An 18,510-nucleotide genomic window follows, 5' to 3' on the forward strand; every position below is an offset into this window, starting at 1 on the left:
GGGCGGCTAGGCTGGCCACCCCATGAGGCTGCACTTTTCAAGCGCTCGCTCGGAAGAACGGACCAACCATGAGCAGTTACCATCCGGAACGCGATCCTTCGAATCCGGACAAGCCGGGAGACCCCGACGCTGTCAAAGCCGCCGGCAGCAAGGCGGCGGGCGGTAAGGATCAGGCCGCCACGCCAAACCCCGATCCGCTCGAAGGCAACGTCACCGGACTGGAGCCCGGTGGAGGGGTTCCGCCGGGAGAGACTCCTCCCGCCGAGGACTCGATGAGCGGGGACCAAGGCCACGAGGAATAGCTGAAAGAGTCACGGTCCGCGCTATCCTCGGCAGATGAAGGATGCCGCAGCAACTGACGTAGGGACCGGGGACTTTCGTGGCCGCATGTACGCTTCGCGTGCCGGTTCGATGGACGGGCCCGCAACTTCGAGTCCCCCTGTCCCTTCGAGGCCCCCTGTGACGGTGGTGCTCATCCACGGCATCGGCGTCTCCCACCGATACTTGTCCCGGCTGCATCACCAGCTGGCCGCCATCGTTGACACTGTTTCCATTGACCTGCCCGGTTTTGGCTCCACCCCGCATCCGGACCGCCAGCTCACGGTGGCAGATCAAGCATCGTTCATCCATAAAGTCCTGGACGAAGCGGGCGTGGGCCAGCGCGTCCTGGTCGGTCATTCGATGGGCGCCCAGTTCGTCCTCGAGGCGGCGCTGCAGCGGCCGGAGATGGTCCCGCACCTCGTCCTGATGGGACCCGTAGTCGATGTTCGGCGCCGCACGGTGCTGCGCCAGGCCCTCGGACTGGCAAAGGACGCCCTCCTGTATGAGACGCCGGCATCAAACATGGTGGTCTTCACGGATTACGCGCGGTGCTGGCCGGGCTGGTACCTCAAGCAGTTGAAGGTCATGATGAACTATCCCACCGAGGACCGGATCCGGGACTGGCGCGGGCCCGTCCTGGTGCTGCGGGGCGCGTCGGACCCCATCGCGTCGGGTGAGTGGTGCCGGATCCTGGTGGGCCGGGCGCCCGACGGGCAGTTGGTGGAAATCCCCGGATGCGGCCACGTGGCGCAGTACACCGGGGCCACGCAGGTTTCAGACGCGATCGTGCGTTTCGCCGGGCTGGAGGCCTCTACCAACGCCGGAAAACTGCCGGGCGTGTAGTCCTGGTCCTGTGCCCGCCCGGTATGCGACGTGCCATTTCGTATTTCATTACGGAATGGCAAGCGCTTTCCTTCCGATGCTGGCAGGATGGACCCATGCGTATTCTCATCGCTCCGGACAAGTTCAAGGGATCCCTGACTGCCGCGCAGGCGGCCAGCGCCATCGCCGAGGGGGCATTGCGCGTCTATCCGGATGCTGTCGCCACCCAATTCCCGGTGGCCGACGGCGGTGAAGGCACTCTTGAGGCCGCCGTGGCCGCCGGTTACGAGGAGCGGCTGAACGCCGTCGTCGGCCCCATCCTGGCCCCGATCGGTGCGGCCTGGGCCCTCCGCAATGATGCCTTCGGCGGTGCAACCGCCGTCATTGAAACCGCCCAGGCGTGCGGACTGGCACACATGGAGCCGACGCCGGCGAACGCGCTGCGTGCCCACAGCTATGGCTGCGGCCAGCTGATCGCCGCCGCGCTGGATGCGGGGGCAACGGAAATCGTCCTGGGCGTGGGCGGATCCGCCATGACCGACGGCGGCAGCGGCGCCTTGCGCGCCCTGGGCCTCAAACCGCTGGACACCGCCGGGAACGTGGTTCCCCTGGGTGGCGGTTCCCTGAGGGATGTAGTCACGGTGAATGCTTCCGGACTGGACCCCCGCCTGGCAGCCGTAAAGTTCCGGATTGCCGTGGACGTTCAGAACCCGCTGTTCGGACCCAACGGCGCCGCGCACGTTTTCGGCCCGCAGAAGGGGGCCGATGCAGACGCTGTGGAACAGCTGGACGACGGGCTGAGGAACTGGGCCCGCGCTCTCATGCAGGCTACGGAGCGCGACGTCAATGTTCCCGGAGCGGGCGCTGCCGGCGGCTTCCCGGCGTCGTTCCTGGCCTTTAGCAACGCCACACTCGAGGGCGGCTTTGACTTGGTGGCGGGCCTGACGGGCCTTGCAGCGCAGCTTGCCGACGCGGACCTGGTGATCACCGGCGAGGGCTCCATGGATTCGCAGTCGTTGGAGGGCAAAGCGCCGATTGCCCTGGCGGACGCGGCACGTGAGCGGGGCATCCCCGTCATTGTGGTGGCTGGCCGCATCCTGGTTACTCCGGAGGACCTTGCCAAGCACGGAGTGGTGGCGGCGGCGCAACTGCTGGACGTCGCATCCAGCCCCGACGATGCCGTGGCCAACGCTGCCAAGTACCTCACCTTGGCCACCAGCCAGGTCCTGGAAGGGGCCTGACGCGGAGACGGGGTTTCACCGCTTCCCCTCGCCTAAGCCCCTGTTTCCTTACGCCGTTCTGCCCGGCTACCTCCTCGATGCTCTCTTGTGGAGCCAGATGGGAACGAAGACGAGCAACAGGATCATCATGGTGAGAAGTCCGCCGCCTGCGAGCAGCCCGGCTTCCCTTCCTGCGGTCACGTCGAACACGAGTGACGCCGTCGCTGCGCTCAGCAACGCGACGCCGGCCAGAGCCACTTTCGCTATCCGGTCCGCACTGGCTACGAGAGTTGCCTTCAATTGCTTCCGGAACAGCCTGCGGTGCACGCTGACCGGGAGGAGGATGAGCGCTGTTACGAGGGCGGCGAGTATCACGTTGGAGAGGTACAGCCCCACCTGATATTCATCCAGGGTCTCGAACCGCTGCTGGAAAGGGATGGTCAGGAGGAAGCCCGCCAGGATCTGCACGCCAGTCTGCAGCACCCGGAGTTCCTGGAGCAGCTCTCCCCAGTTACGGTCCATCTGTTGGTTGACGGACTCGTTCCTGCCGTCATTAATCACTGCCTCGCGATCCGACATGGGCTCACCTCCGGGCCTCGCACGCCGCCGCGCGCAACTGAATCCCAACCTAGGCTTGAAGCCTCACAACTTCAACTAATACTAAGTTTACTGAGTATTTGGTCCAAAACGGTGGACGTGGACATCGGGCTGGGATAGTTTCGAAGGGCCGGATGCGCACCGGAACCGATGGAAATCCGACACGCAAGCGAGGTGGACTATGAGTGATCCTGGCAGGAAACAAGATCAGCCCCAAGACCCCCGGAGCGGCTACCACGACGGCCCCTTCCCGGAGCAGGTGCAGGAACAGCCCGGGATGACTGCCCCGATGGAGCCCCAGCCGGACCACGGCGAGGAAAGCTACACGGGGAGCAACGCCCTTGCAGGGAAAGCGGCGCTGATAACCGGCGGAGACTCGGGCATCGGCAAGGCCGTGGCCATCGCTTTCGCCCGTGAAGGAGCCGACGTCGCCATTTCCTACCTGCCAGAGGAGGAAGCAGACGCCCAGGACACCGCGGCGTGGATCCGCAAGGCTGGCCAGCGTCCGCTTCTGCTGCCCGGGGACGGCCGCTCGGAAGAGTTCAGCACCAAAATCGTGGAGGACACGCTGGCGGAGTTCGGCCGGCTTGACGTGGTGGTGCTGAACGCGGCGTACCAAAAGAACCGGGACAGCTTCGAGTCGCTTCCCACCGAGGAATTCGACCGCGTGTTTAAGACCAACCTGTACTCGCTGCTGTGGACGGCCAGGGCTGCAGTGCCGCACCTGAAGGCAGGCGCCTCGATCATCACCACGGCCTCCATCCAGGCCTTCAATCCGTCACCGGGACTGATTGACTACGCCATGACCAAGGGCGCCCAGGTTGCCTTCACGAAGGCGCTGGCCCAGGAACTGGGTCCCAAGGGGATCCGGGTCAACGCCGTTGCCCCCGGCCCCATCTGGACCCCCCTGATTCCCGCCACCGAGTGGCCGGAAAAGCTGCCGAAGTTCGGTCAGGACACTCCTTTGGGCCGGGCCGGACAGCCCGCGGAGCTCGCGGCCGCCTACGTCCTGCTGGCATCCGACCACGGCTCCTACATCTCCGGGGCGGTGCTTCCGGTAACGGGCGGCAAGGGCCTCTGATCCCGTTGACGCCACCGCGGAGCCCAGCCGGCGGGAACCGCAGACTTTCCATTCAGACCCGACTAGCAAGGAGGAATGACATGACGAACGACACCCAGGGAGCTCCCATCGAGGAAGAGGGCGGTTACGGCACCCCGACGGTCGAGCAGGAAATGGGAGGCGCGGATAGCAAGAAATTTGCCCAGCCCCGCGAGGAAGAGGCCTTCGATGCAGCTGGCCTCAGCCAGGACAGTCCCGACGGCGAAACCTACCCGGCCGGCGCTCCGGACCTTAGCCAGTTCGGCAGTGAAGACCAGGACAGTGCAGGCGAACCCGGAGCCGGACGGCTCGGGGGAACGGAGGACCAGATGAACGCAGAATCCGACAGCAGCGCCCCGGGCTTCCAGCAGGACTCTGCGGAACCGGATGCGGCAGAGCAGGGCACGGCAGAGCCGGACACAGCAGGGCAGGGCACGGCAGGGACGGACGCTGCAGGCGCCGGCGACGTCGACGTCCCGTCCTCGGAAGCCGAAATGGACGAATCCAACACGGAGGATCCCGACGCCGGGCGTCCGTTCTCCTCGGAACCGAACCAGGACGCGGCAGGAATTCCGGACGGCAGCGGCACGGACTTGCCGGACAGCAAGGCCCCCAAGGACCGCGACGACGATACGTTCGACGCGGGGTAGCGACGACGCTCAGGTCGTTTAACTGCTGGGCCGTTGGCAAGTGCTAGCCGCGTTTTTTCGGTGCCCGCTTGGCGGCCGCATTGATTGCAGCCTTGGCGGCCGGGGGCAGGCCCGTCTGATCGGTCGCCGGTTCCGCTACGCTGCCCCGGGCCTTCGCGACGGCCGTCATCCCGTGGTAGATCACCAGTGCAGCGGCGGAACCAAGGGCGATGCCCGTGAAGGTCAGCTCGCCGGCGGTCCAGGTGTAGTCGGCGATGCCGATGATCAGGGACACCGCAGCGGTGGTCAGGTTGACCGGGTTGGAGAAGTTGACTTTGTTCTGCACCCAGATCTTGACGCCGAAGATGCCGATCATGCCGTAGAGCATGGTGGCAGCGCCGCCCAGCACGCCCGGGGGAACGGTAGCGATCAGTTCGCCGAACTTGGGCGAGAAGCTCAGGATGATCGCGAAGATCCCGGCAACCCAGTAGGCCGCCGTCGAATAGACCTTCGTGGCGGCCATGACACCGATGTTTTCGGCATACGTGGTGGTTCCTGAGCCGCCGCCAACGCCGGCCAGCACAGTGGCGGCGCCGTCCGCCATCAGGGCCCGGCCGGACACGCCGTCGAGGTTCTGGCCCGTCATGGCGGAGACGGATTTCACGTGACCGATATTCTCGGCCGCCAGCACCAGCACCACGGGGACAAAGAGCCCCAACACGCCGAGATGGAATTCCGGCGTCTGGAAGTGCGGCAGGCCCACCCACGCGGCCGCGTCCATCTTGGCGAAGTTCACCTCGCCGCGCATCATGGCCACAAGGTAACCCGCCACCACGCCCACCAGAATGCTGAGGCGGCCCAGGATGCCCTTGAACAGCACACTCACCAGGATGATGGTTACCAGGGTGACCAGCGCAGTGACGGGGGCTGCGTCGAAGTTGTTCTTCGCTGCCGGGGCGAGGTTCAACCCGATCAGGGCCACGATGGCGCCCGTGACGATGGGCGGCATCAGCCGGTTGATCCAGCCGGCCCCGAACTTCTGGACGACGGCGCCGATGACGGCCAGCCCGGCGCCGGCGAGCACTACGCCGCCCAGCGCGCCGGGGATCCCGAACTGCTGCTGGGACGTCATGATGGGCGCGATGAACGCGAAGCTTGAGCCGAGGTAACTGGGCACCCTGCCCTGCGTGATCACCAGGAACAGCAGGGTCCCGATGCCGGAGAAGAACAGTGTGGTGGCCGGCGGCATGCCGGTGATGATCGGCACCAGAAAGGTGGCGCCGAACATGGCCACCACGTGCTGCATTCCAATCCCCACAGTGAGCGGCCAGGTGAGCCGTTCGCCCGGGGCCACCACCTCGCCGGGACGTACCGACTTGCCGTTGCCGTGAAGCTTCCATTTGGTACCAAGCATGCTCATGGCCGGGAGCCTTTCACTGAACTTTGGGCAGGGAGGGGGAAGGAATCTTCCGGAGCAACATTACCGCGCAGGCCATTTATGCAGGTGCCGTGGGCGCGGCGGCCGTTGGTGGTGCGGGTTGTGGTGAAGGTCACGCAGGGTCACGGGAAGAGGAAACATTCGCTTGAAGTTGCAACTATGGAAAGCAGAAACCGCCGGCCACCTTCGGTGTGCGGGCCCAGCCAAAGGGATGCAGATGACAATCGCACATGAAGAAGCAGTGATCGACGCAGCCGCAGTGGATGCGATTTTCGCCGAAGCCCGCACGGCCAACGCCTTTGCCGGGGAGGTCACGGACGAGCAGGCCCGCGCCATCTACGAACTCACCAAGTTCGGGCCCACAGCCTTCAACTCCCAGCCGCTGCGCGTGACCTACGTCCGCTCGGAAGAGGCCCGCGCCCAGCTGGTGGAGACCCTTTCGGCCGGCAACCGCGCCAAGACGGCGTCGGCTCCGCTCGTTGCGGTCCTCAGCTACGACACCGCCTGGCAGGAGCAGTGGGACAACTTCCTGCCCGGCTACAACGCACCCAAGGCCATGTACGATGCCGCGCCGGATCTTGCCGCAAGCACGGGCAACAACAACGCCCACCTCCAGGCGGGCTACTTCATTCTGGCGGTCCGCTCCCTCGGCCTCGCCGCCGGCCCCATGACCGGCGCGGATTTCCCGGCCATCGATGCGGCCTTCTTCCCGGCCGGGGACCAGAAGAGCTTCCTGGTGGTCAACATTGGCCAGCCGGGTCCGGATGCCTGGGGCGAAGCCAAGCCGAAGTTCGCTTACGAAGACGTGGTCCGCACCGTCTAACAGCGCCAAGGGGCCGGAAATCTGCGCAAAGAGGCCCCCGGCACGATGGGGGACACGCCGGAGGCACTCTGGACAACATTTCTGCAAATAAATGCACGGCATGTATCCGGGGCCACTTCCCAGTTTAGTCGAAATTGCCGCTCTGGCTACATTTCCCGGCCGCCTGTGTGGGCCGGGCACAGTGGCACACTGGCCCTATGCGGAACTTGATTCTGGTGGCCTTTGTCGAGCCCGTCACGGATGGGCTCGTGTTTCCCCGCGAGGACTGGCCCCTTCACATCACCCTGGTGAGGTTCGACGTGAAGCCGGCTGCGGCGTCCGACGGCGGCGGTGGGGAAGCGGAGCTCACCGACCGGATTGCCCGCCTCATCGAACGGCCCGTGCAGGCTGCCCTGGGCACCAGGCTCACCATCGGTGCGGACGCCGGGTTCGGCCGGCTCGGCTCCACCCCGGTCAGCCTCGTTGAGCCTGACCGGACCCTGCAGGAACTTCACGAATCACTCATGCAGGCGGTGGCCGAACTGCAGGGGCGGGTACCCACGCCGCAGCACACGCTGGACAACTACCGCCCCCACGTGTCGCACCACGGCGACAAACGCGTGGAGCAAGGCGACGCCGTCGTACTGGACCGCGTCGCCTTGGTGGATATGGCGCCGGACGGAAACCATTCCGTCCGGAGCGTTCTCCGGCTCTGGGAACTTACGAAATAACCCCGTCAACCAGGGCTTTGGCTTCAGCCTGGACCTGCTTGAGGTGATCGGCGCCCTTGAACGACTCGGCGTAGATCTTGTACACGTCCTCGGTGCCCGACGGGCGCGCGGCAAACCAGGCGTTCTCGGTGACCACCTTCAGGCCGCCGATCGCGGCGCCGTTGCCGGGAGCCTCCGTGAGCTTGGCCGTGATGGTTTCGCCGGCCAGTTCGGTGGCGGTGACGTCGGACGGCGAAAGCTTGCCGAGCGCCGCCTTCTGTTCACGCGTGGCTGCGGCGTCGATCCGGGCATAGACAGGATCTCCGAACTGGTCAGTGAGGCCCTTGTAGAGTTGCGACGGCGACTTGCCCGTGACGGCGGTGATTTCCGAGGCCAGGAGGGCCAGCAGGATGCCGTCCTTGTCCGTGGTCCATACACTGCCGTCCATCTTGTTGAAGGAAGCGCCGGCGGATTCCTCCCCGCCGAAGGCGCCCTCCCCGGACAGCAGCCCGGGGACGAACCATTTGAAGCCAACCGGCACTTCAACCAGCTTCCGGCCCAGGCTCCCGGCCACCCTGTCGATGATCGAGGATGAGACGAGCGTCTTGCCGATCACCGACGCCGGGTTCCAGCCGGTCCGGTGGCGGTAAAGGTAGTCGATGGCTACCGCGAGGTAGTGGTTCGGGTTCATCAGCCCGCCCTGCCCGTCAACGAACGGGGTGACGATGCCGTGGCGGTCCGCGTCGGCGTCGTTGCCCGTGGCGACATCAAAATTGGCGCCGCCGGACATCCGGTTGATCAGGGAGGCCATCGCCGACGGCGAGGAGCAGTCCATTCGGATCTTCTCGTCCCAGTCCAGGGTCATGAAGGCCCACTGCGGGTCCACCGTGGGGTTGACCACGGTGAGGTTCAGGTGGTGGCGCTCGCCGATCTCGCCCCAGTAGTCCACTGAGGCGCCACCCATGGGGTCGGCACCGATCCGGACGCCGGCTTCACGGATGGCGTTCAGGTCCAGTACAAACGGGAGGTCGTCCACGTAGCTGCTGAGGAAGTCGAACTTGCCGGTGGTATCAGCCGCCAAGGCATCCGCGACGGGGATGCGCTTGACCCCGCGGAGCCCGTTTTCGAGGAGTTCGTTGGCCCGGTTGGCGATCCAGCCGGTGGCGTCGGTGTCGGCGGGGCCGCCGTGCGGCGGGTTGTACTTGAAGCCGCCGTCACCGGGGGGGTTATGGCTGGGAGTAACCACGATGCCGTCAGCCTGGGGCGCGCCCGCAGCGGCGTTCCGGTTGTGCGTGAGGATGGCGTGGCTCAGCGCCGGCGTGGGCGTGTAGCCGTGGCGGGCGTCGATCAGGACGTTCACGCCGTTGGCGGCGAGTACCTCGAGTGCGGAGTTCTGCGCCGGTTCGCTGAGGCCGTGCGTGTCCTTGGCCATGTACAGGGGGCCGGTGATGCCCTGCCCGGCACGGTACTCCACGATGGCCTGGGTGATGGCGACGATGTGGGATTCATTGAACGAAGCCTTCAGGCTTGACCCCCGGTGCCCGGAGGTGCCGAACGCAACGCGCTGGCCCGGATCGCTGAGATCCGGGGAAACATCGTAGTACGCATCCAGGAGCGCAGTGAGGTCAACAAGGTCTTGGGGTTGGGCAACTGTGCCCGCGCGGCTAGCCATGGCACCAGCATGCCAGACGACAGCAGGGCGCAACACGATTTGTCCGGATTCCGGTCCCTATGACGCCGAATTTCATCCGGCATTTACCGATTTATTGCCATTTGCATTTAGGAGGCCCAGTAGTTCGGCCGCGGAAAAGCGAGTACCGGCGCTGAAAGTACCTATATACCGGCCGTTCCCCTGCTGCTAATTTTCTAACAAATTACGACGGCGGCACCCGGCCGCCGTCAGCTGCGCGGAATCCCAGGGGAGGCCAGTCCATGGCAGCAGACGACGGCGCGTCTGAGCAGTCGCGGCTGGCGGCGGAGCGGATCGCGCGGTTGAAGCGCCAGTTGGAGCACGCCGAACGGGCCGGCGACCCGTGGGGCGGACGCGCGGACGGGGAGCGACGCAGCGCCGACCTGCTCAGTCAGCTGACCACCCAGGGCTGGTTCCTGCTGCATGACGTTCATTGGCCCGGCCGGCCGCTGGCCAACATTGACCATGTGCTGGTGGGACCGGGCGGCGTTGTGGTGGTGGATGTCAAGAGCTGGTCCGGCAAGGTCGAGGTGAGGGCCGGCGAGCTCAGGCAGAACGGCTATACCCGGAACCCTGCTGTGGACGGTGCCTTGGGCCAGGCGGCTGCTGTTGCTGCGCTGCTGGACCCGCCGCACCGGCATTTGGTCCGCTCCATCATCTGTCTGGCCGGTCAGCCCGACTTCGCAGGGGTGACAGGCTCCGGCGTCGAAGTGCTGGGCATCAACCTCGTTGCTGAGCGGGTGGCGGCGCTCCCGGCAGTGCTGGATCCACCGGCGGTGGTGGGCCTCTACTCCCAGTTGGGACAACAGCTGACGCAGTCGCCCGCAGTCGAAAACCACGGGCCCGTCGCTCCGGGCAAGCCCGTCCCGCCAGGGACCCAGGCGCCGAACCGGATGCATGACCCGTCGCAGCACCGGGCACAGAAGTTGCCGCGGAACCCGGAGCACAACCAGGCGCAGCACCTTCGGCACCCGGGGAACGGGCCGATGTACCCGCCGCCCCTTCCCAGCCGCTACCACGGGTCCGCGGCCGACCGCACGGGCAGGCTGTCCGCTATGCACACGCCGGGTACGCCGCGAAGGCAAGGCCGCCGGTTGGCGGTCGGTCTGTGGAGCCTGCTGATCCTTGGGATCATGGCCCTCGCCCTCTCCGCGGCGCTCTGGATCCAGTAGCGCCTGCCGGCACGGGGAAACGCGGAGGATTCCGGGAGCGCAGCTTCGGTGCCGTTGGTAGTCTGGGTTATAGCCACTCCGAAGGGGAATTGCCATGACGAACCAGCCTGCCCCCGGCGATGAGGGGACGCCACAGGGCTACCAACCGCCGTCGTACATTCCGCCGGAGGGAACGCCGCCCCAGGGATCAAAGCCGCCGGGATCACACCCCCTGCCGCCCTACGGTCCCTCTGGCCAGCAGCCCCCGCCGTACGGAACCGCTTACGGGCAGCCCTCCTATTACGGCATGCCGCCCGAGCCGAAGAGCCTGAGCATCGCCAGCCTGTGCTGCGGCATTGCGGTGTTTATCGGACTGGGCCTTTTCATTATTCCCCAGATTGCCGCCGTGGTCCTGGGCCACCTGGCCCTGCTCCGGGAACCTGCCGGAAGGGGACTCGCCATCGCAGGCCTGGTCCTCGGCTACCTGGGCCTGGCGCTGACGGCCATCGTGCTGACGTTCGTTGTGGTGGCCATCTTCTCGGCGGCCAACGCCGGGTACTACTGACCCCCGTCCTACCCGCCCAGCACGGGTCAGTGCGTCAGCGCGCGGACCAGGCGGGCGGCGTTTTCGTCCAGCCAGGCGGCCCGGCGTTCGATCAGTCCCCCCACGCCTTCGGCCCACATGCGGGCCCAACCGCCTCCCACCGTCTGCGCGTTGTACTCCATCCGTTCGTACGACAGACGGACGGCGTCCGCGCTGAAGTGCGGCAGCCGCCGTCGTTCGTCCAGGGTCCAGCCGTAGGCGTCAGCGAAAATCCGGAGCCGCCGGAACGGATCCAGTTCCTCCCAGCCTGGCCATCCGTCCACTGAGTCCCTGAGCGGAACCCAGTGCATTGCGGTGTTGAAGGAGTCCTTGAAGGCCGTGCTTGGCCCGGCGAGGTCGAAGTCCACCAGCCCTGCGGCCAGCCCGTTCCGGACCACCACGTTCTGCGGCGTCACATCCAGATGGCAGACCAGCCCTGCTGGGTCGCCCTTCACGGTGTCCTGCCGAATTGGCCGCGGCGGGAAGGGGTATGCCGCCGGGACGAATCCCGCCGAAGCTTTATGCAGCCGCCGAACCAGCCGGCCCACGGACGCGAGGAGGTCCTCCGACCGGACCCAGGGTTCAGGCAGCGCCCCGGCGCAGGTCCCCGGCACGAAGGTGAGGACGTCGCGGCCTTCGCCGTCACGCCCGAGGAACCGGGGAGAGCCCTCGAATCCGGCCTCTTCCAGCCAGTCGAGGTAGTCCGCCACCGCGAAACTCTGCCGCTGGTGCGGACGGCGGACAGTTCCGCCCACCCGCACGACGCCTTCGGTGACATCGCCCGCGGGCATGAGTTCGACGTCGGACGCCTCGTCCGCGGCGGGGCGGTAGACACGGGATTCAACCGGTCCCTGCGCGGCCGGACGGGGGTGGTGGTTGCTCATCGAGCCAGCGTACGCCGGGCAGGAGGTGCCTAGAAGCCGAGCTGCGCCGCGACCTGCAGCAGCAGTGCCTCTGAGCCCATCGGTCCCACCACCTGGATGCCCATGGGCAGGCCGGCGCCGGAAGAACCTCCGGTCCAGTGCACCGGAATGCTGATGGCGGGAAGGCCGCACACATTGACCATGCTGGACCACGGCGCGTATTCGCACTGTTTCCGGTAGTCGCCGTCGGCGTCCCCCGCCCATTCCGCGGCCGGCCAGTACCCGTCCCCGTGGGAGGCTCCGGTGAACCAGCCCACGGGCCGTGGCGTCTGGGCCAGCGCGGGCGTCAGGATGAGGTCCCACTGGGCGTATTGGGAGATCGTGTCGCGCTCAAACTGCCGCAGGAACGCCAGAGCCTCGTTGAGTTTCGACGCGCTCCGCTGTTGTGCCCGGCGCCGGAACGTGCGCGTCAGCGGAGTCAGCAGCGCCTCACGCTGGGGTGCAATCCGGGCACTGCCAACGCCGGCCGTCCAGGCTGTGGTGAAGGCGTCCGGATAGCGGTTGTCGAAACGGATCCCGGCTTCGGCAGTGGAATGTCCGGCCGCTTCCAGCAGCCGGACGCCCTCATTGAGGGCTTCCATCGCCTCAGGGTCCGGGGTGAAAGGGAAGATGGCCTGCCAGGGGCTGTCCAGGCTCACGCCGATCCGCAGTCGGCGGGTTGGCCGGGACAGCGATGCCAGGTACCCGCCGGCTTCGGGTCCGGTCTCGAGGCCGGAGCCTGAGCCGGCCGTCAGTGCGTCAAGCATCAGGGCGGCATCTTCCGCAGACCGGGCCAGGGGTCCGGCCACCACCAGGCGCGCTGGGTCTCCGGTGTTTTCGCCGGCCGGTACCAGCCCGCGCCCCGGTTTCAGCCCCACCAGGCCGCACGCCGCCGCCGGAATGCGGACCGAGCCGCCGCCGTCGGACCCCGGAGCGAACGGAACAAGGCCCGCGGCAACGGCCGCCGCGCTTCCGCCCGAGGATCCCCCTGAACTTCGGCTCAGTGCATGCGGGTTGCGCGACGGCGGCGCAATCAGGTTCTCGCTGTAGGCTGTCAGGCCAAACTCCGGAACCTGGGTTTTGCCCAGGGAGATGGCACCGGCGCCTTTCACGGCAGCGGCGAGGGCGCCGTCCACGGGAGCGGGCTTCCGGTCCAGGGCCGCGCTGCCATGGGTGGTGACCACACCGGCAACGTCCGTCAGATCCTTGAACGCCACCGGCAGGCCGTGCAGCAGCGGGAGCTGTTCGGTATGACCGGCCGACCTGGCATGCCCGGCATGCCGGGCGTCGGCGCTCGCGGCCTCGGCCAGTGCCTGTTCGGCCGTCACTGTGATGAAGGCGCCGAGGCCCGGGTTCCGGGCTTCGATCCGGGCGAGGAAATGCCGGGCGACCTCGCGCGCGGAGACCTCGCCGGACCGAAGGGCATTCCGCAGCCCGACAGCGGACAGTTCGTGGATCTCAGCCAAGGAAACGAGGCTCCAGCCGCTCTTCGAGGGCCTGTGGAGCGGCGCCGCCGGCCCCTCCGGCCGTCCGGCGGGTGACACGGTACGCGGCCTTGCCGCGAACCTCGCTGACCGCCTCCACAAGGGCGGTGCCAAAGTAAACCAGCCCAACGCCGTCGTCCGTGCAGTGGGTTTCACCCAGCGTGCCGTCAGCTACTAACCGCTGCACCAGCGGCCGTCGCTGGTTCTCCGAGTCGTAGTGGACGCCGTTGCCGTAGGGCAGGAAGCCCAGCGCATTGGTCACGGGACGCAGCTGCGGGCCGAACGAGTCCGTTGTGCCGCCCTGGTACCAGCAGATGGATCCTGCCGAAACGCCGTTGAGGACCACCCCGTGTTCCCAGGCCCGCCGCAGGATTTCGTCCAGGCCGTGCGCGCGCCACACCGCCAGCAGGTTCACCACCGAACCCCCGTTGACCCACACCACGTCCTGCTTCAGGAGGTGCGCTTCCGGATCGTCGATGCTGGGCATGGTGAACAGGTTGAGATGGCTGAAATCGAAGCCGGCCGCCTTCGCCGCCTGATCCAATTCCGCATTGAACCAGCGCTGGTCACCTCCTGCCGTCCCGATATGGGTCACACGCGGCGCCCGCCCGGTGACACCGGAAAGTTCGACGGCGTGGTGAAGCAGTGCGTCAAACTCCAGCCGTGAACGCAGGCCTGCCTTGTACCCGCCGGACGTGGCCAGGATGGTGGGCTGTTGGGCTGCCATCGACGATTCTCCTTTGCGGTCCCCTTGAAGCGTAACGTGCCCTGGATTCGCGATGCCGGGCCGCGGCGGAGGATACGCTGGAACCAGACCTTCATTTTCCGGAGAGGACTTCCATGAGCGACTTCGAAACCGTGACCGTGACCGACGTTCCCGCCGACGCCAAGATCCTTGACGTGCGCGAGGACTACGAGTGGGCGGCCGGGCATGCCGAAGGTGCGCTGCACATTCCGCTGGACCAGCTGCCGGGAAGGCTCGAGGAGCTGGATCCGGACGAGGACCTGTATGTCATCTGCCGCACCGGCGGCCGTTCCTTCCGGGCTGCCCAATGGCTGGCGGGGCAGGGATATTCTGCGACGAATGTGGCCGGAGGAATGGACCAGTGGCTCGAGTCGGGGATGCCGCTCGTCTCGGACAACGGCCTTAAGCCGGTCATCCTGTAGTACCCATACCGGCTGCCCTCCCAGCAGCCGCTTTCCACGCCGCCCGCATTCCAAGCCGCCCGCCCGGACGGCCACTGACATGATCACAAGGACCGTCCATGCCCGCCTCACCCGCCACCTACACCTTCCTTGGCCCGGAAGGCACTTTCACCGAGGCCGCGCTGATGCAGGTGCCGGGCGCCGTGGACGCAGTCCGCCTCCCCTCCTCCAACGTGAACACGGCGCTGGACAAAGTCCGGAACGGATCCGCCGATGCCGCCATGGTGCCCATCGAGAATTCGGTAGAGGGCGGGGTCACGGCCACGCTGGACGCCATAGCCTCGGGCCAGGAGTTGAGGATTGTCCGCGAGGCGCTGGTGCCCATCAGCTTTGTCCTCGTTGCCCGTCCCGGCGTGGACATTGCCGGTATCCGCCGCATCTCCACCCACGGCCACGCCTGGGCGCAGTGCAGGCTCTGGGTTGAAGCGAACATGCCCCAGGTGGAATACATTCCGGCGTCCTCAACCGCTGCGGGTGCCATGGGCTTGCTGCATGAGGAAGGCGCCCATTACGACGCCGCCATCTGTGCACCGATTGTGGCCACCCAGCAGCAGGGACTCCGCGTGCTCGCTGAGAACATCGGGGACAACCCCGGCGCCGTCACCCGGTTTGTCCTGGTCAGCCGGCCCGGAGCGCTGCCGCACCCCACCGGAGCCGACAAAACCACAGTGGTGGTTCCGCTGCCCGAGGACCGCCCTGGCGCGCTGATGGAAATCCTGGACCAGTTCGCCACCCGCGGCGTAAACCTCAGCCGCATCGAATCCCGCCCCACCGGGCAGTATCTGGGCCACTATTTCTTCAGCATCGACGCCGATGGCCACGTGGAGGACGCCCGCGTAGCCGACGCGCTTGCCGGACTGCACCGGATCAGCCCCGCCACACGCTTCTTGGGGTCCTATCCGCGAGCAGATAAACAGAGTCCCGACGTGGAACCGCACACCTCCGACCAAGCATTCCAGGCTGCACATGAATGGGTGGCACGGATACTGAAAGGGGCATCAGTCGAGCCCGTTCATGCCCCGCAGGGTTCGCGCACAGCTTAGGCAAATGCCCTTCCGGGTACTTCCCCGCCTGCACAGCAGTGCGTATGCTTGCCTGATCCATTGGGGAAGACCTCTACCGGAAGGAGCGGGTCATGTCAGGATCCAGCAGTGATAACGACGGCCAGGGAATGATAGTCAACCCCAAACCGAAGGACGATAACCAGGACTGGGACGGCGACGATGCAGACCGGGCGGACCGCCTGCGCTTCGAAGAGGAACAAGCCATGATCCGCGAGCAGTCCGAGGCCCGCGCTGCGGCAAAGGCTGCAGCCGAGGCCGAAGAGAAAAAGGCCAGCGCTTAACTTTCCGCCACCCGCACCAACAGCGATCCCGGCTCCACCTGGACGGTGACGTCGGTCGCCGCCCCGGAGGGATCGCCGTCGATCTGGGTGGCCACCGGCTCGACGCACTTGATGACGATCTTGCCGGAGCGGTAGTAGCTCATCACAGGCAGGTTCCTCTTGTGCTTGAACATGATCTTGGCGTACATAGCAATCCATCCGATGGCGCTGCGCGGGCTCATCACCACGACGTCCAGCATGCCGTCGTCCACCATCGCCTGGGGAATGAAATCGATGCCCCCCGGGATCAGGCCGCAGTTCGCGAACAGCACACTCCGGATTTTCCGGGACTGTTCCGGCTGGTCGTCCAGGGAGATGCTCACCTTCTTGCGCCGGCCGGGCAGGTGCCTCACCCCGGCCTCGGTGTAGGCAAGCCAGCCCACGGCCTTCTTCAGTCCGTCGTTCGTGTCGCCCACCACTTCGGCGTCCATTCCCATGCCGGCAATCACCAGGAACACATGCTCTGACGACGCACCCGTCCGCGAGTTCCTGATACCCATCCGGGCGGTGTCAATGTGCCGCTGGTGCCCGAACAGGGCCGTTTGGATGCTGCCGTTCAGGTCGTTGACGTCCAGGTGGATGTTCCTGGCCAGCAGGTTCCCGGTGCCCAGCGGGATCAGGCCCATCGCCACATCCGTGTGGGCCAGCTTCTCAGCCACCACCCGAAAGGTGCCGTCCCCGCCGCACGCCAGAACGACGTCGGCCCCGCTCGCGAGTGCCGCGTTGGACTGCGAATATCCGGGATCCTCGGCGGTTGTTTCAAAAAAGAGCGGGGCTTCCCAGCCGGCGCGCAGGCACGCCCGCTGGATCAGGGCGCGGGCTTCCGAGGATTTGGCCTTGACCGGATTCATCACCACGGCAACCCGCTGCCGCCCCAGGCCCGGATGGTAGGTGTCCTCCTGGACTGCACTGCGTGTATGGAGCGCCTTGAGCCTCCGCACGCCCCACCAGCTGGAGACCGCGAAAGCCAGGGCCGCAGCAAGGATGAGGTACAGCAGCCAATCGTTCATGGTGCTCCAACACTATCCCGCGGCGAGTATCCGGCGGCGACGCGCAGCGCCACCGCGTCATGGCGGGCGGATTCGATACTCTTGTCTGGTGATCGACGTAAAAGACCTCAGCGAAAATCCGGACAAGTTCCGTGCCAGCCAGCGCGCCCGCGGCGCCGACGAGTCCCTGGTGGATGCGATCATCTCGGCAGACGCTTCCAGGCGGTCGGCCCTGATCCGCTTCGAAAACCTGCGCGCCGAACAGAACGTGTTCGGCAAGAAGGTGGCCCAGGCGAAGGGCGAGGAAAAGCAGGCACTGCTGGCCGAGGTCAAGGTCCTGGCAGCATCGGTCAAGGCCGCCTCTGCTGAAGCCGACGTTGCGCAGGCTCAGCAGGAGGAGCTGCTCCGGGGGATCCCCAACCTCATCGAGGACGGCGTGCCGGAAGGCGGCGAAGACGACTACATCGTGGTCAAGACCGTCGGCGAACCCCGCGAATTCCCCAATTTTGAGCCGAAGGACCACCTGGAAATCGGTGAGCTGATCGGCGCCATCGACATGGAGCGCGGCGCCAAGGTGTCCGGAGCCCGCTTCTACTTCCTCCGCGGCGTGGGCGCCCGGCTCGAAATGGCGCTCCTGCAGATGGCCATGGAGCAGGCCATCGACGCCGGCTTCATCCCCATGATCACCCCCACGCTGGTCCGTCCGGAAACGATGCAGGGCACCGGTTTCGACGTCAAGCACGACGCCGAGATCTACCGTCTCGCCGAAGACGACCTTTACCTTGTGGGCACCTCTGAAGTGCCCCTGGCCGGGTACCACGCGGACGAGATTCTGGACCTGTCCGCCGGCCCCATCCGCTACGCGGGCCAGAGCTCCTGCTACCGCCGCGAGGCCGGGTCGCACGGCAAGGACACCCGCGGCATCATCCGTGTCCACCAGTTCAACAAGGTGGAAATGTTCATCTACACCACGGTGGAAGAGGCTGCCGCCGAGCATGAGCGCCTGCTCGCGTGGGAAGAGGAGATGCTGGCCAAGTGCGAGCTGCCTTACCGCGTGATCGACACCGCTGCCGGCGACCTTGGCAACTCGGCTGCCCGCAAGTTCGACTGCGAGGCCTGGGTGCCCACGCAGGGTGCGTACCGTGAGCTGACCTCCACCTCGAACTGCACCACGTTCCAGGCGCGCCGCCTGAACATCCGTGAGCGCGTGCTGAACGAGGACGGCGCACCCAAGGGGACCCGCGCCGTCGCCACCCTCAACGGCACGCTGGCAACAACCCGCTGGATCGTGGCCATCCTTGAGCACCACCAGAACGAGGACGGCTCGGTCAACGTCCCCAGGGCCCTGCAGAAGTACCTCGGCGGGCTGGAAGTGCTGCCGGTCCTGTAGCTTCCCGGGCCTGTTCGCGGATCCTTCCCTTCACGGGCCGGATCCGCGGACAAGCCCAGGATTCCACCGCTCGGCGGTGCAGGCCCTCCCCGC

20 protein-coding genes are annotated in these 18,510 nt (G+C 66.4%); 13 read left to right on the forward strand and 7 right to left on the reverse strand.

Annotation, left to right across the window (positions count from 1 at the left end):
- Positions 1-68 precede the first annotated feature (68 nt).
- The 3 genes from J7I92_RS17695 to J7I92_RS17705 all read left to right on the forward strand — a co-directional run bounded on the left by J7I92_RS17695 (position 69) and on the right by J7I92_RS17705 (position 2,384).
- Positions 69-302 (forward strand): DUF6480 family protein, encoded by a 234-nt coding sequence (locus J7I92_RS17695; protein ID WP_214842647.1) that lies wholly within the window; start codon positions 69-71, stop codon positions 300-302.
- Between the two features lie 34 nt (positions 303-336).
- Positions 337-1,164: an alpha/beta fold hydrolase gene (locus J7I92_RS17700; protein ID WP_214842649.1), complete on the forward strand. Its 828-nt coding sequence runs from the start codon at positions 337-339 to the stop codon at positions 1,162-1,164.
- Positions 1,165-1,259: 95 nt separating this feature from the next.
- Complete coding sequence (locus J7I92_RS17705; RefSeq protein WP_214842651.1) at positions 1,260-2,384, forward strand: glycerate kinase; 1,125 nt, start codon at positions 1,260-1,262, stop codon at positions 2,382-2,384.
- Positions 2,385-2,450: 66 nt separating this feature from the next.
- Here the strand turns inward: J7I92_RS17705 and J7I92_RS17710 are convergent, their stop codons facing one another.
- Positions 2,451-2,942, reverse strand: coding sequence for a DUF6328 family protein (locus tag J7I92_RS17710; protein WP_214842653.1), 492 nt, complete (start codon positions 2,940-2,942; stop codon positions 2,451-2,453).
- 199 nt (positions 2,943-3,141) lie between these two features.
- Between J7I92_RS17710 and J7I92_RS17715 the strand changes: the two genes are divergently transcribed.
- Positions 3,142-4,041 (forward strand): SDR family oxidoreductase, encoded by a 900-nt coding sequence (locus J7I92_RS17715; protein ID WP_214842655.1) that lies wholly within the window; start codon positions 3,142-3,144, stop codon positions 4,039-4,041.
- An 80-nt stretch (positions 4,042-4,121) separates the two neighbouring features.
- A complete protein-coding gene (locus J7I92_RS17720; protein ID WP_214842656.1) occupies positions 4,122-4,709 on the forward strand; it encodes a hypothetical protein in 588 nt (195 codons plus the stop codon).
- A 43-nt stretch (positions 4,710-4,752) separates the two neighbouring features.
- On the opposite strand, the gene J7I92_RS17725 is transcribed toward J7I92_RS17720, so the two are convergent.
- The gene (locus tag J7I92_RS17725; protein WP_214842659.1) at positions 4,753-6,108 is read right to left on the reverse strand and encodes a uracil-xanthine permease family protein; all 1,356 of its coding nucleotides are present in this window, start codon (positions 6,106-6,108) and stop codon (positions 4,753-4,755) included.
- Positions 6,109-6,343: 235 nt separating this feature from the next.
- Between J7I92_RS17725 and J7I92_RS17730 the strand changes: the two genes are divergently transcribed.
- Positions 6,344-6,949, forward strand: coding sequence for a malonic semialdehyde reductase (locus J7I92_RS17730; protein ID WP_214842661.1), 606 nt, complete (start codon positions 6,344-6,346; stop codon positions 6,947-6,949).
- Positions 6,950-7,146: 197 nt separating this feature from the next.
- The gene (locus J7I92_RS17735; protein WP_214842663.1) at positions 7,147-7,659 is read left to right on the forward strand and encodes a 2'-5' RNA ligase family protein; all 513 of its coding nucleotides are present in this window, start codon (positions 7,147-7,149) and stop codon (positions 7,657-7,659) included.
- Here J7I92_RS17735 and pgm read toward each other — a convergent pair.
- Positions 7,649-9,310, reverse strand: a complete 1,662-nt coding sequence (gene pgm / locus J7I92_RS17740; RefSeq protein ID WP_214842665.1) for a phosphoglucomutase (alpha-D-glucose-1,6-bisphosphate-dependent) — start codon at positions 9,308-9,310, stop codon at positions 7,649-7,651. The genes J7I92_RS17735 and pgm overlap by 11 nt on opposite strands.
- Positions 9,311-9,570: 260 nt before the next feature.
- Between pgm and J7I92_RS17745 the strand changes: the two genes are divergently transcribed.
- Together J7I92_RS17745 and J7I92_RS17750 are read left to right on the forward strand one after the other, a co-directional pair.
- Positions 9,571-10,500 carry an NERD domain-containing protein gene (locus J7I92_RS17745; protein ID WP_214842667.1) on the forward strand — a complete coding sequence of 310 codons (930 nt, stop codon included), beginning with the start codon at positions 9,571-9,573 and terminating at the stop codon, positions 10,498-10,500.
- Between the two features lie 94 nt (positions 10,501-10,594).
- Complete coding sequence (locus J7I92_RS17750; protein ID WP_214842669.1) at positions 10,595-11,044, forward strand: DUF4190 domain-containing protein; 450 nt, start codon at positions 10,595-10,597, stop codon at positions 11,042-11,044.
- Between the two features lie 26 nt (positions 11,045-11,070).
- Here the strand turns inward: J7I92_RS17750 and J7I92_RS17755 are convergent, their stop codons facing one another.
- From J7I92_RS17755 to J7I92_RS17765, 3 genes are read right to left on the reverse strand one after another with little or no spacing between them, the layout of a single operon-like run.
- Positions 11,071-11,946, reverse strand: a complete 876-nt coding sequence (locus J7I92_RS17755) for a phosphotransferase (protein WP_214842671.1) — start codon at positions 11,944-11,946, stop codon at positions 11,071-11,073.
- Between the two features lie 29 nt (positions 11,947-11,975).
- The gene (locus J7I92_RS17760) at positions 11,976-13,430 is read right to left on the reverse strand and encodes an amidase (protein ID WP_214842672.1); all 1,455 of its coding nucleotides are present in this window, start codon (positions 13,428-13,430) and stop codon (positions 11,976-11,978) included.
- Positions 13,423-14,175 carry a peptidase E gene (locus J7I92_RS17765; protein ID WP_214842673.1) on the reverse strand — a complete coding sequence of 251 codons (753 nt, stop codon included), beginning with the start codon at positions 14,173-14,175 and terminating at the stop codon, positions 13,423-13,425. The genes J7I92_RS17760 and J7I92_RS17765 overlap by 8 nt, the downstream gene beginning before the upstream one ends.
- A gap of 113 nt (positions 14,176-14,288) precedes the next feature.
- Between J7I92_RS17765 and J7I92_RS17770 the strand changes: the two genes are divergently transcribed.
- The 3 genes from J7I92_RS17770 (at position 14,289) to J7I92_RS17780 (ending at position 15,999) form a co-directional block, all read left to right on the forward strand.
- Positions 14,289-14,615 (forward strand): rhodanese-like domain-containing protein, encoded by a 327-nt coding sequence (locus J7I92_RS17770; RefSeq protein ID WP_214842674.1) that lies wholly within the window; start codon positions 14,289-14,291, stop codon positions 14,613-14,615.
- A 98-nt stretch (positions 14,616-14,713) separates the two neighbouring features.
- A complete protein-coding gene (gene pheA, locus J7I92_RS17775; RefSeq protein ID WP_214842675.1) occupies positions 14,714-15,697 on the forward strand; it encodes a prephenate dehydratase in 984 nt (327 codons plus the stop codon).
- Positions 15,698-15,789: 92 nt separating this feature from the next.
- Positions 15,790-15,999, forward strand: coding sequence for a hypothetical protein (locus tag J7I92_RS17780; RefSeq protein WP_214842676.1), 210 nt, complete (start codon positions 15,790-15,792; stop codon positions 15,997-15,999).
- Here the strand turns inward: J7I92_RS17780 and J7I92_RS17785 are convergent.
- A complete protein-coding gene (locus J7I92_RS17785) occupies positions 15,996-17,048 on the reverse strand; it encodes a diacylglycerol kinase family protein (protein ID WP_214842677.1) in 1,053 nt (350 codons plus the stop codon). The two genes, J7I92_RS17780 and J7I92_RS17785, sit on opposite strands and share 4 nt — an antisense overlap.
- 88 nt (positions 17,049-17,136) lie before the next feature.
- On the opposite strand from J7I92_RS17785, the gene serS reads away from it, so the two are divergent.
- On the forward strand, positions 17,137-18,417 hold the full coding sequence (serS, locus tag J7I92_RS17790; protein ID WP_214842678.1) for a serine--tRNA ligase: 1,281 nt from the start codon (positions 17,137-17,139) through the stop codon (positions 18,415-18,417).
- The last annotated feature ends 93 nt before the right edge of the window (positions 18,418-18,510 follow it).

The organism is Arthrobacter sp. ISL-72, assembly GCF_018613755.1.
Classification (GTDB): domain Bacteria; phylum Actinomycetota; class Actinomycetes; order Actinomycetales; family Micrococcaceae; genus Arthrobacter.

What these genes read in the sequence shown, in the direction of transcription:
- J7I92_RS17720 (WP_214842656.1), top strand. Translation starts at nt 4,122, where the DNA reads ATGACGAACGACACCCAGGGAGCTCCCATCGAGGAAGAGGGCGGTTAC.
- J7I92_RS17725 (WP_214842659.1), bottom strand. Translation starts at nt 6,108, where the DNA reads ATGAGCATGCTTGGTACCAAATGGAAGCTTCACGGCAACGGCAAGTCG.
- J7I92_RS17765 (WP_214842673.1), bottom strand. Translation starts at nt 14,175, where the DNA reads ATGGCAGCCCAACAGCCCACCATCCTGGCCACGTCCGGCGGGTACAAG.
- J7I92_RS17730 (WP_214842661.1), top strand. Translation starts at nt 6,344, where the DNA reads ATGACAATCGCACATGAAGAAGCAGTGATCGACGCAGCCGCAGTGGAT.
- J7I92_RS17785 (WP_214842677.1), bottom strand. Translation starts at nt 17,048, where the DNA reads ATGAACGATTGGCTGCTGTACCTCATCCTTGCTGCGGCCCTGGCTTTC.
- J7I92_RS17745 (WP_214842667.1), top strand. Translation starts at nt 9,571, where the DNA reads ATGGCAGCAGACGACGGCGCGTCTGAGCAGTCGCGGCTGGCGGCGGAG.
- J7I92_RS17780 (WP_214842676.1), top strand. Translation starts at nt 15,790, where the DNA reads ATGTCAGGATCCAGCAGTGATAACGACGGCCAGGGAATGATAGTCAAC.
- J7I92_RS17770 (WP_214842674.1), top strand. Translation starts at nt 14,289, where the DNA reads ATGAGCGACTTCGAAACCGTGACCGTGACCGACGTTCCCGCCGACGCC.
- J7I92_RS17705 (WP_214842651.1), top strand. Translation starts at nt 1,260, where the DNA reads ATGCGTATTCTCATCGCTCCGGACAAGTTCAAGGGATCCCTGACTGCC.
- J7I92_RS17710 (WP_214842653.1), bottom strand. Translation starts at nt 2,942, where the DNA reads ATGTCGGATCGCGAGGCAGTGATTAATGACGGCAGGAACGAGTCCGTC.
- J7I92_RS17750 (WP_214842669.1), top strand. Translation starts at nt 10,595, where the DNA reads ATGACGAACCAGCCTGCCCCCGGCGATGAGGGGACGCCACAGGGCTAC.
- J7I92_RS17735 (WP_214842663.1), top strand. Translation starts at nt 7,147, where the DNA reads ATGCGGAACTTGATTCTGGTGGCCTTTGTCGAGCCCGTCACGGATGGG.
- pgm (WP_214842665.1), bottom strand. Translation starts at nt 9,310, where the DNA reads ATGGCTAGCCGCGCGGGCACAGTTGCCCAACCCCAAGACCTTGTTGAC.
- J7I92_RS17695 (WP_214842647.1), top strand. Translation starts at nt 69, where the DNA reads ATGAGCAGTTACCATCCGGAACGCGATCCTTCGAATCCGGACAAGCCG.
- pheA (WP_214842675.1), top strand. Translation starts at nt 14,714, where the DNA reads ATGCCCGCCTCACCCGCCACCTACACCTTCCTTGGCCCGGAAGGCACT.
- J7I92_RS17715 (WP_214842655.1), top strand. Translation starts at nt 3,142, where the DNA reads ATGAGTGATCCTGGCAGGAAACAAGATCAGCCCCAAGACCCCCGGAGC.
- J7I92_RS17755 (WP_214842671.1), bottom strand. Translation starts at nt 11,946, where the DNA reads ATGAGCAACCACCACCCCCGTCCGGCCGCGCAGGGACCGGTTGAATCC.
- J7I92_RS17700 (WP_214842649.1), top strand. Translation starts at nt 337, where the DNA reads ATGAAGGATGCCGCAGCAACTGACGTAGGGACCGGGGACTTTCGTGGC.